Annotated in this window: 7 protein-coding genes; 2 read left to right on the plus strand and 5 right to left on the minus strand. The window is 49.4% G+C overall.

All coding sequences use genetic code 11. From position 1 onward, the window contains the following. Window positions 1–584 precede the first annotated feature (584 nt). Window positions 585–5,615 carry a RecQ family ATP-dependent DNA helicase gene (locus tag BFP76_RS00770; RefSeq protein ID WP_165775633.1) on the plus strand — a complete coding sequence of 1,677 codons (5,031 nt, stop codon included), beginning with the start codon at window positions 585–587 and terminating at the stop codon, window positions 5,613–5,615. A gap of 148 nt (window positions 5,616–5,763) precedes the next feature. Here the strand turns inward: BFP76_RS00770 and BFP76_RS00775 are convergent, their stop codons facing one another. From BFP76_RS00775 to BFP76_RS00795, 5 genes are read right to left on the minus strand one after another with little or no spacing between them, the layout of a single operon-like run. Then, complete coding sequence (locus tag BFP76_RS00775; protein ID WP_099591276.1) at window positions 5,764–6,768, minus strand: TRAP transporter substrate-binding protein; 1,005 nt, start codon at window positions 6,766–6,768, stop codon at window positions 5,764–5,766. 21 nt (window positions 6,769–6,789) lie between these two features. Further along, window positions 6,790–8,082 carry a TRAP transporter large permease gene (locus BFP76_RS00780; RefSeq protein ID WP_099591277.1) on the minus strand — a complete coding sequence of 431 codons (1,293 nt, stop codon included), beginning with the start codon at window positions 8,080–8,082 and terminating at the stop codon, window positions 6,790–6,792. A gap of 6 nt (window positions 8,083–8,088) precedes the next feature. Further along, the gene (locus tag BFP76_RS00785; RefSeq protein WP_099591505.1) at window positions 8,089–8,532 is read right to left on the minus strand and encodes a TRAP transporter small permease; all 444 of its coding nucleotides are present in this window, start codon (window positions 8,530–8,532) and stop codon (window positions 8,089–8,091) included. A gap of 46 nt (window positions 8,533–8,578) precedes the next feature. Further along, complete coding sequence (locus BFP76_RS00790) at window positions 8,579–10,018, minus strand: mannitol dehydrogenase family protein (protein WP_099591278.1); 1,440 nt, start codon at window positions 10,016–10,018, stop codon at window positions 8,579–8,581. Then, window positions 10,015–11,046, minus strand: a complete 1,032-nt coding sequence (locus BFP76_RS00795) for an L-idonate 5-dehydrogenase (protein WP_099591279.1) — start codon at window positions 11,044–11,046, stop codon at window positions 10,015–10,017. Before BFP76_RS00795 ends, BFP76_RS00790 begins: the two co-directional genes overlap by 4 nt. 129 nt (window positions 11,047–11,175) lie before the next feature. Between BFP76_RS00795 and BFP76_RS00800 the strand changes: the two genes are divergently transcribed. Beyond that, window positions 11,176–12,021 carry a MurR/RpiR family transcriptional regulator gene (locus tag BFP76_RS00800; protein ID WP_099591280.1) on the plus strand — a complete coding sequence of 282 codons (846 nt, stop codon included), beginning with the start codon at window positions 11,176–11,178 and terminating at the stop codon, window positions 12,019–12,021. The last annotated feature ends 4 nt before the right edge of the window (window positions 12,022–12,025 follow it).

A 12,025-nucleotide genomic window follows, 5' to 3' on the forward strand; every position in this document is an offset into this window, starting at 1 on the left:
CACCAGCAAACATGTTGCTTCACAAGCTGTCAATAAATGATCGAATTTGAACCAATCAGCCTGATATAATACTGCTTAGCTTCGCTTCTGCCGCCAACTTCTGCCTTTGGCATACCAGCCATGCGTTACGAGATGTGTGCCGTCAGCACTATGAGACAACAGGTAATGTTTTGCTAAGCTAGAGTTTTTGGTTCATCGTAATCCAAGGAAGGATATAAGATGAGAACGAGAACAGGGCCGAATGGATCGGCTGATAAACATGTTAAAGAGATTAAGCGCAAAACCCGCACTATCGACAAACTAATATGTGCACAAATATCATAGGCACCATTAAAAACAGCACTTTGCGCGCGCGTTATTTATTACTGAAGACATTATCAGATTCGACCCCGAATTAAGCCCCACTTTGTTCCCTTGCTGTGCAACCAAAGAGGTCTTAAGCTCGGGACAAATAATAGTAAAAGACAGTGTTTATGGCGCTTTTCAACCCCTTAAGATCAAAGAACGAAAACATAAGACCTCTGCTTGAAAGATGTCTCTCCGTTGATCTCGAAGTGAATCCCAAAACCTCAGAAATCTTTGACATGGCTGCGGTGCGGTTTGGCGACGACACTGCTGTCGTAACCCCGAAGGGCGTACTTAAGCAATCACTTGACCAACTCGAGAAAGAGTTGGGGAAAACGCTCCACGTCATAGGCCATAATATTCTGCGACATGATATCGAACACCTGTTAGCCGCGCGCCCGCGCCTAGCTGCGAAAATGGTCGCACCCATCGATACGCTCTGGCTCAATCCGCTGGCTTTCCCCCGCAACCCTTACCATCACCTCGTAAAGCACTACCATGATGGGCGCTTGCAGTCAGGGCATGTGAACGATCCCGAGCTTGATGCAAGGCTGGTGTTTCAGATCCTAGAAAACCAAATCGAAGCGCTGACTGAACTAAATGTGCAATCACCTGATATGCTCCTTGCATATCATTATCTAGGGACCCGAATAGATCGAGCAGATGGATTTGATGCCGTGTTCAGAGAAGTTCGCCAAGCAACCAATCCCAGTCGCGTTGATGCATTCGCTGCAATCACATCGCTTTTGAAAGGGCAAGCTTGCGAAAAGCAGGTACCAGGGGTTCTCGATAAGCTAACTGATCCGCGGATGGCTTGGCCGCTGGCCTACGCGATTTCCTGGATTTCGGTGTCGGGTGGAGAGTCCGTGATGCCACCGTGGGTTCGAACATCCTTCCCAGAATCTGCCATGCTCGTACGTGAACTGCGAGACACCAAATGCGGTAACAGCGCCTGCAATTGGTGTGCCAATATGAATAACCCAGTCAGCGCTCTTAAGAAATGGTTCGGCTTTGAAAGTTTCCGTCCCCAACCGGTCAACAGCGACGGTAACTCGCTGCAAGAGGTCATCGTTTCTGAGGCGATGAACCACGCAAATGTGTTGGGTATTTTGCCCACTGGCACAGGAAAGTCCGTTTGTTATCAAATTCCGGCGCTGAGCCTTTATGAGAAGACTGGAGCACTTACGGTGGTTATTTCCCCTTTAGTGGCGCTCATGGCCGACCAGGTCCAAGGGATGGAACGTGCAGGAATTTCCTCTGCTGTAACGATCAATGGAATGCTCTCAATGCCGGAACGACAAGAGGCCCTAAATCGGGTTCGGATGGGGCAAGCGGCCATTCTTTTGATCTCCCCTGAGCAGTTACGCAGCCTTTCCATCCGATCAGTTTTGGCGCAGCGCGAAGTTGGGATTTGGGTATTGGACGAGGCGCACTGTGTCTCGAAATGGGGGCACGATTTTCGTCCTGACTATCGCTACATAGGGCGCTTTATCCGTGAATTTTCGGGCAATATAGCACCTGCGCCAGTGATGTGCTTAACAGCCACGGCCAAGCCCGAAGTCGTGCATGACATCACGAAGCATTTCCGTGAACGACTGGGGGTAGAGCTTGGCCTGTTCGATGGTGGGGCAACGAGAACTAACCTGACATTTACCGTGCAACCAACAGGCAAGGAAAGCAAGCTTGCGGACATTCTGACAGCGATTCAAGAGCACCTTCCTGCGGGTGACACGTCTGGGGCTGTAATTTACTGCGCGACCCGAAAGGAAACCGAACGTGTCGCCGTATTTCTGAAACACCAGGGGCTCGCGGCAGAACATTTCCATGCTGGATTAACGGCAGATGACAAGCACATTGTGCAAGAACGGTTTCGTGTCGGAGAGCTAAGGGTAATTGCGGCCACCAACGCCTTTGGAATGGGCATAGACAAGCCTGATATTCGACTGGTTATTCATGCGGACATTCCTGGCTCGTTGGAAAACTACTTACAAGAAGCAGGGCGAGCTGGTCGTGATCGGGCACCCGCTGAATGTGTGTTGCTGTATCACACTGACGACGTAGAACGCCAGTTCAACCTCTGTGCACGCTCCCGTCTCGATCGCCACGAAATAGGAGCTATCTTAAAAGCGCTTAGACGCATGGACGAACACACGCGAAACAGCGGAACAGTAGTCGCAACGCCGGGCGAGATTGTGCTCGAAGAGAAAGACCGTGAGTTTGTTCGAGACAGCGCGACCGACGACACACGTGTAAAAACGGCAGTATCATGGCTAGAGGAGGCAACCCTCGTCTCGCGTGAAGAAAATCGCGTTCAGGTGTTCCCGTCATCGCTCATGGTGCGCACCATTGACGACGCCGCACAACGCTTGAACGGGGCGGAGATAACACAAACACGACGCAATCAGCTTTTGAATATTGTGCGTCATATCATGAACACACAGCCCGATCAGGGCATTTCTACTGACGAGTTGACCGGCATAAGTGGGCTATCGCATCGCGAGCTTAGCAAAGCGATGGCGGACCTTGAGACATTTAATGTTGCGCGAAACGACATTGCCATAACGGTTTCCGTGCACATCGGTGTGGAAAACCAATCGCGCGATCGCATCAAGCGCGCTATACAACTTGAAAAGGCACTCATTGCCAAGCTGCGTGAATTCGCCCCAGAAGCAGAAATCGGTGATGCTGCTTCATTGGATTTGTCAGCCGCTAGCCAAGTGTTGCGCGACGAAGGTCATGGAGATGCAATCCCCCATGTCCTTGATCGTGTTTTACGCAGCATCGAAAGGGATGGGCGCGACAGTGATGGTGGCAGGGGCAATATTCGCCTACGAAAACTATCGAACAAAACGCTTGAAGTAGTACTGCAGCGTTCGTGGCGGATTGTAGAGCATACTGCCTCTATTCGTTGGTTGGCGGCTGAAAAGCTTCTCGAAGTATTGATCGACAACGCACCCTCTGGCGCCCGCGGTAAAGACATTCAGGTCGACACAACTGTTGGCGAACTCTTGGCTGTGCTGAGGGGCGATACAATTATAAAATCATCCGGCGTGAAAGACATGACAAAACTCATGGAACGCTCGCTTTTGTGGCTTCATGAACAAAAAGTGGTAACACTGGGGAAGGGTTTATCCGTATTCCGCTCGGCTATGACCATCTATCTGAAATCTGGCCGTAGTGGATTTACTAAAAAAGATTTCTTACCTTTAGAGGAACACTACCGCGAGCAAACGATCCAAACTCATGTGATGTCAGCCTATGCCGAAAGAGGTCTTGAGCATATCGAAGAGGCAAAGCGCCTTTCTGAGGACTACTTCACGCTGGATCAAGATCGGTTTTTGCAACGTTGGATGCCCGGACGCAGCGTTGAAATGCGCCGCCAAACCACAGGAAAAGCTTGGAAAAAGATTGTAGAGGATTTGGGTAACCCCGTTCAACAAGAGATCGTTGCAGATGAGCGCGAAGAGACCAATGTTCTCGTTCTTGCGGGGCCAGGTTCTGGAAAAACACGGATCCTTGTGCACCGTATAGCCTACCTACTGCGCGTAAAACGTGAGGATCCTCGCGACATCCTCGTCCTCACTTATAATCGCCATGCCGCGGCAGAGATCCGTGCCCGTCTGCGTCATCTTGTCGGTGAGGATGCATCTCGCGTGACCGTCTCAACTTGTCATGCCCTAGCGATGCGCTTAGTCGGCGCGAGTTTTTCTGGTGCCGTGTCCGAAGAACGCGACTTTGATGGCATTATCATGGATGCAGTCCACCAGATTAACGGCGACGGCTTAAGCCGTTCTGAGGCGGAGGCGCAGCGTGAAGCTCTCATTCAGGGATACCGCTGGATTCTTGTAGATGAATACCAAGACATTGGCCCTGAGGAATACGCATTGATCGCAGCGGTGGCGGGACGCTCGTTAGATGATCCGGACCAACGGCTAAGCCTTTTTGCGGTGGGCGACGATGACCAGAACATCTATGCCTTTGCGGGCGCTTCGATCTCTTTCATTCGCCAGTTTGAAGCAGACTACCGCGCTAAGCCTAAGTTTCTGGTCGAGAACTATCGTTCGACCCGCTTCATTATTGATGCATCCAATCAAGTCATCGAAGCTTCTAAAGGCCGCATGAAAGCAGGGCATGAGATCACCGTGGACAAACTGCGTAGTCTCGATCCTGGTGGTGGTGCAATGGCGCAATATGATCCGGTTGGCCAAGGGCGCGTACAGTTTCTTGACGGCCCAGATGACGAGGTAGCGCAAGCTGTAATCGCTGTTGATGAGCTCGTAAGGATGTCGCGACTAGATCCCAATTTTTCATGGTCTCGTACAGCAATCATTTCACGTGATTGGCGCAGACTTAGCGCTGTGCGTGCCTACGCCGAAGAGCTTGAGCTTCCAGTTGAAATGGCTAACGAGAAACTCCCTAGTGTCTGGCGCTTACGTGAGATGCAACAACTTGTTGCAGGCTTACGCAAACGCCCCGTTGCGATGCTAACAATCCAAGACATTCTGGATGTTCTCAATGAACAAAACTCTAGCCGTTGGGTAGATATTCTTGCCGAGGGGATTGCTGACCTTGCAAGAGATTTAGGGAAAAAATCTATTCCAGCGCTCGACGCCATAGAGTGGCTTGCGGAATGGTCGAAAGATGTGCGACGCGTGCAAAGGGGGCTACTTCTGCTCACTGCGCACCGCTCCAAGGGGCTCGAGTTTGACCATGTGGTGATCCTTGATGGAGGTTGGGAAGCCCTTTCGGAGGGTGAGGACGGCGAAGCGCCACGTCGCCTCTTCTATGTCGCAATGACACGTGCGCGCCTGAGCCTATCGGTGGTCACGAGAGGCGAACACGCATTCGTACTTGCTGACTCTGAAAGCGAAATGCTGCGAAAGGTCGAAATGCCCAGCCGCATGGATCTGCCTAACCCCGATTGGTATCAAGTGCCCGACTTGGCGACGGTCGACCTGTCCTACGCTGGCCGTTTGCCTGCGGATAATCCAACTCATGCTGCCATATCCAATGCTAAAATCGATGATCCTGTAACGCTAGAACGACGTGACGGGAAATGGTTGGTCATGGATCAAAACCGTCGCCCCCTTTGTCGCATGGCTAAAAACTGGAGTCCCCCCGATAGCTCATCATTGGTATCGGGTAAGATTGGCGCAATTGTTAGGTGGAGAAAGACCGATAATGACGAGCGTTACCATCGCTATATCAAACGAGACGAATGGGAAACGATCCTGCCCGAACTTGTATTCCGTAAGCACGGGCTGTGCTAATGTCACACTGACGGGATTGTAACATCTACACAGTTCTGGCTCTCTTCGTTGTCATATAAATTATAAATTTATTTGTCGAAGGTAGGAGAATCTAAAAGAGGCCAAGCTTTCACTTGGCCTCTTTGTTGCAACGAAATTGCCATTTCGTTTATTTAGCAGCAATCGCAGCATTCATAATTTCTGTTGCTTCTTCAAGCCATTCTGCACCACCAATATCGGCTGCAAAACTTGGCCACAGGGCTTTTGCCGCTTCTTGCCATTTTGCTTCATCTTCTGGAGCACCGCTTAGCGTCATGCCAAGCTCGACAAGTTTTACTTTGGCAGCCTCTGTTTCTGCTGCTGAAACTTCGCGTTCATACATCGCAGCCTCTTCACCAGCTTTGTTCAAGGCGGCTTGCAAGTCTTCTGGCAAGCCTTGATAAAACCGCTCGGACACAATGATTGGGCCAGACCAAATCAGGTAGTGTACTTCTGTAATGTATTTCTGAACTTCGTAGAACTTAGAAGAAATAGCGGTCGTATATGGGTTTTCCTGACCATCAATAACGCCTTGCTGTAACGCAGGAAACACCTCAGCCCAAGCCATTGGGATAGGATCTAAACCCCAAGATTTAAACGTCTCGATAGCAATGTTGTTCTTGGAGACACGAACCTTCAAGCCTTGCAGATCTTCTAGTGTTTTTACTTCACGCTCACCATTGGTAAGTACGCGAAAGCCTTTCTCAAAATAACCCAAAACACGCACGCCAGCCTCACCTGGAAGACGTTCGTTCAACGGCTCTTTCAATGCATCCATCGCAGCGTGTGCATCTTCGTTTGACGTAAATGCATAAGGGAGCATCATTACACCAACCGAAGGCGCAAGAGGCACAAGGTTACCTGTATATAGAATTTCAGATTCAATTGAACCCATGCGCAACGATTGTGCAACTTCTTGTTCAGAACCCAGCTGGTTCGATGGGAAAATCTGAACATCGATACGGCCATCAGAGTATTTTTCAACGAGCTCTTCAAATTTTAGCGCACCCTTGTGTGTTGGGTTATTTTCATTGTCACCGTGGCTTAGGCGCATTGTGAAATCCGCCGCTGCGACCGGCAATGCGACGCTCAATGCGATCGCTGCAGTGGTAAGTGTTTTCGTGAATAGTTTCATAGTGGTTTCCTCCGATTAAAACTAATTGATGAAGCCCATCATTCTGGGCAACCAAAGCGTGAGCGCGGGTACAAAGGCGACAAGCACCATCACCGCAATCTCAGCACAAAGAAATGGGATCGAGGCCTTGGAAACCTTTTCGACGGTGGTTTCTCCGATCTCTGAAGCAACAAATAGATTGACCCCGAGCGGTGGCGTTGAATAGCCAATCTCGCAGGCAATAACAAAAATAATGCCGAACTGAATGGGATCGATCCCAACATTTACAACAACAGGCAAAAGAAGCGGTGTCAGAATAATAATCTGCGTCAACGTCTCCATCCACATGCCAATAAAAACCAACATTAACAGGACCAGCAAGATCAACATTGTTGGATCTGAAATAGCATCGATCAGATAACCCGACACGGCTTGTGGTATCTGAAACATCGATAACATACGTCCAATGATACGCCCCGTAACAAGAACAAGCATAACTGTACCTGTGATACGAACGGCATAGACAACCGCATCAATGAATAACCCAACGCGAATTTCGCGATAGATGAATATTCCAACAAACAGCGCATAAAGAACGGCTACTACTGACGCTTCAGTCACTGTAAATACGCCCGTATAGATACCGCCAAGGATAATGATGGGCGCAGCGAGTGCCCATTTGGCTTCCCATGCGGCTTTTTTGATATGTGTAAGGTTGCGTTCCTTCACATCGCCAGATGTGTAGCCTCGGCGCACCGAAATTAAACGACTTGTCCCCCACAAAGCAACCGCTAACAAAAGCCCCGGAATAACACCGGCTACGAACAAAGCACTAATCGATGTTTCAGACGTAATACCATAAATAATCATCGGAATTGATGGCGGGATAACCACCCCAATGCCACCCGCAGACGAAGTGATGGCTGCGCCAAATCCCTTGTCGTAACCATCTTTAATCATGGCAGGAATCATGATTGACCCAATCGCCGCAGTGGTCGCAGGCCCTGAGCCTGAAATTGCCGCGAAAAACGTACATGCCACAATTGTCACAGTTGCAAGGCCACCAGGCGCCGGGCCCACAATCGCGCGGCTGAATCCAATCAAGCGATGGGTAAGCCCGCCTTTTTCCATCAACGTGCCGGCCAAAATAAACATTGGGACGGCAATAATTGTGAATTCATCGACTGCTGAATAAGCAGTTTGGACAAGATAGGACATTGGCATATTTGCAGCAGTCATCGACAATACTGCAGCCAATCCAATGGAAATACCAACTGGTACTCCAATTAGAAGCAAGACCACAAAAGATAGCGCCATTAATAGTGTTGGATCCATTTGGTATTACTCCCCGATCCGAGTGTCGACGGGGCCTTCGCCCGTTTGCCAACGGCGCACCATTACTTGGATAATCCGAAATGACATAAACGCGAAACCCAGAGGCACAATCATTTGCACCCAAACCAAATTGATACCTGTCGTTTGCGAAATGTATGGGAATTCAAACATCGATACGGTGAAATGGTAGCCATGCCAGATCACCACAGCATTGAAGACAAGCCATAAAAAATCGGCAAGCGTCAGCATTAACAATCGTGCTTTTTTGGGAAGGAGATCCAAATGAAGAGACACGCGTATGTGGCGATCGCTTTCTGCGGCAATGATAAAACCAAAGTACACAGCCCAAACAAAAGCAAAGCGGCTCACCTCTTCGAGCCAGCTGAAAGAGCGCCCCATTCCAAAACGCGCAATCACTTGAAATCCAAGTAATGCGACCACAATTGTCATAAGGATTGCACCAAGCCATTCTTCTGGCGTGCGACCTCCTAGATATTTACGCATTTACATGCTCCTTTGAGAATTTTCGGATCTGCGCCAAGCGCTCTACCGCTGTCGCACCAGAAAAGATATTTACCCATTTTGTCGTCAAGGCAGCGAAATTAGCATCTTCGCGTACGCGCTCAGGCCAAATCGGCAATGCAAGAAATGCATTTGCGAGATCAGAGTGACTGGATTCGTGGCGCTTTCGCAGCATCGCTAGTTGGCTTGCCATCGGGTCGGTCGTTACGACGCCGTTTTCATCGGCAGACGTATCACCCGCCATAATAGCCCACCCCGCGATGACCATTGCTTGGGCTTCCGCATTGTGACCGCTGTTCAACAAATCCGCTGCAGGTGCACCAATTCGTTGTGGCAGCTTAAAACTCGCGTCACTTGCGATTTGGTTGAGAGGATGATGGATGGTTGGATTTTGCAAACGCTTCAAACTAATGCGTCCGTATTTTTCAAGGTTTTCACCATTCGGACATATCAATGTCGACGCCTGTGATTCCAAAAATACATCAGCCCAAATTTGCAGATCTTTGTTATTCGATGCACCGTCAGAACTATTAAATCCACATAAGCGGCCAAGCTCCGCATAGGCAGACTGAAGTCCGTTTAACATGCGGTGTTTCATATGTTCGTATGGCGCTAAATTATCCACGATCTGCGCACCTGCTAGCTCAAAACCTGGTCGGTTCGACGCAAACTTGTTTTCCATCACCCATTGGCGAAATGGCTCAGCCACGACGCCCAGCGCGTCTTTGCCTCCACAAGCCTTTTCAAGTTTCACACGGCTCGTATCTGACATTGCAGGAACAATACGATCCACCATCGACGTTGGAAATGTAACGCTGTCATCAAGCCAAGCCAATGAATCTGGAAATACTTGTTCCATATAGGCGCGCACAACAGAACCGAGCAAAATACCATTGTCCGCAACGTTGTCGCAGCTCGCGAGGGTTATGGGATTTCCATATGCCCGACGCCGCTGATCCAACATTAAGGCAAGATATCCAATCGCTGTTTTTGGGTTGGTTGGGAATGCGATGTCTGCACTTACTTTGTCAGGGTCTAATTCTGTGCTTCCTGCGCGATGACAGTACCCTTTTTCGGTTATCGTCAATGTTGCAAAGTCAATGTCCGACCAATCAAAACCTGCGGCACTATCTGCATCAAGAACACGCATCAACGTCCCAACTTCTCGACAAGATGCCAGATTTCCATCATCCGTCAGTACAGAATAACTTGCGCCTTGTGCTTCATGTAATTCTGAAATGTTAGGCGGCGTTAAGTTGATGCCAACAACACCCCAATTTTTACTGTCTTCAGAGTTTAATCGTGCCAGATCATCATAATATACCTGTTGGTGTGCGCGATGAAACGCGCCTACCCCGATATGGGCGGCGCGTAGCTCAAGTTGGGCGCGATCATATGAAATCTTCGAATTCATTCGAAATGCACCATGACCTTCAACGTTTCGGATTTTTCTAACGCACGGGCAAAAACAGCGTCTGGATCTGCAATATTCATATCCGCAGAGATCATAGGGCGCAGGTCAACTTCACCTGTCGTAATTTGACGAACTGCCTCCGCAAACTCATCGATAAACCGATAAGTTCCGTGCAAGGTGATTTCGCGTGTTAAAAGCTTATTCAAATCAACAGGAGCTTGAGGAGGTAAAAAACCAACCTGCACGACAGTCCCACGAGGTTTAGTCGCCGCAATCGCTGAATTTAAAGCGGACGGTGCACCGGATGCTTCGAATACAACATCGCAAATAGGGGTATCGGTTAATTTGCGCATCTCATCGATGTCTGCAGCATTGTAAACCGCGTCAGCACCAAGACCCTTGGATCGTTCAAGTGCCTCAGGTGCAATATCAGAAATGAATATCCGCTCTGCTCCCGCTGCACGAGCCGCAACTGCACACATTTGACCAATCACACCGGCACCAGTGACAAGAACTGTGGCGCCCTTCACTTCACCTGCCATTGCCACAGCATGAAGAGCAACGGCGTATGGTTCAGCCATCGCGACATGGCGCAAATCTGCATCGCTTGGAAGCTTGATACATTGCCGCGCCTCGACAACGAGCTCACTCGCAAACCCACCGTTGCAATGAGGGAAATGTGCAGCGCTGCCCATGAATGACATATCGGTACATAAATTGGTTAGATCACGCTGACAGTATTCGCATTCAAGGCATGGCAATGCCGGTGTCACGGCAACCTTATCACCAAGCGCAAAACCCTCAACACCATCACCCAAACCTGCAATCGCCGCAGAAAATTCATGTCCCAAAATCATCGGTTCGCGTAGGATCGAATCCCCCACGCGCCCATGTTGAAAATAATGAATGTCGGAACCGCACACGCCACCATAGGCGAACGATAACGCTACTTGACCCGCCTGCGGAACAGGCGTTTCAACGTCTTCAACACGGACTTGTCCAGCCCCATGAATAACACATGCTTTCAAGTTACATCCTCCCGTAGTGCATGAACTTAACACTTGATGTTTGTCGTTTTAGAACATACATTTCAAGATGCAGTCAAGATGGAATATTAATTCTAAATCAGATTGCACCGATGAAAGGGAGGTTCATAAGTGGAAAACGAGAAAGAAATTTCTGCGCCTGCAGCTGACTTCGCGGCATTGCGCGAAGAGATTGCCACGTCGTACAACGATTTAAGCAATCGGTTGGAACTTATCGCCGACTTTGCACTTCGCGATCCTTCAAGTTTCGCCCTTCGCACCACTGCTGAATTAGGGGAAGACATTGGCGTCGCTCCTTCTGCAATTATTCGTTTCGCAAAACATTTTCGCTTTTCTGGTTTCTCAGAAATGCAGGCTATTTTTCGCGCAGAGCTGCAAGCAAGCTCATCGTCGTATCAAGATCGAATTAAAAACCTTGAGAAACACGGAGCCGCATGTGGAACCTCAGAAATGACCGAGAGATTCGTTGACGCAGGCATCGCGTCACTTCGCGAATTGCAACATTCCGCCCCGGTAGAGAAAATAGAAAAAGCTGCTCAGTTACTTGCGGATGCGCGCATCGTGCATGTGCTGGCGCAAAAACGAACATTCACAGCGGCTACCTATCTTACGTATAATCTCTCGCGCCTGGATGTTCCTGCTAACCTTCTTGACGGCGCGGGTGGCACGCTTGAACAACAAATGACGCTCGTTGGTCCAGAAGATACAGTGGTCGCGATTTCATTCAATCCCAGCGCCGAAGAGACAATAACCGCTTTTGAACGCGCGCGCGCAACGGGTGCAAGAACCATTGCAATTACTGATCTTGCGCGTGCGCCGTTTACCAACGCCGACAGTTGGTTTCAAATTTCAGAAGCAAGCGTCGATGGCTTTCGCTCACTCAACGCAACAATTTCGCTTGCGCTCATTCTCGCAATTCGTGCGGGAACAATTTGCGCAGAAAATACACAAAACTAGACTG

Origin of the sequence: Paramylibacter kogurei (assembly GCF_002742285.1) — a bacterium.
GTDB classification, from domain to species: Bacteria; Pseudomonadota; Alphaproteobacteria; order Rhodobacterales; family Rhodobacteraceae; genus Amylibacter; species Amylibacter kogurei.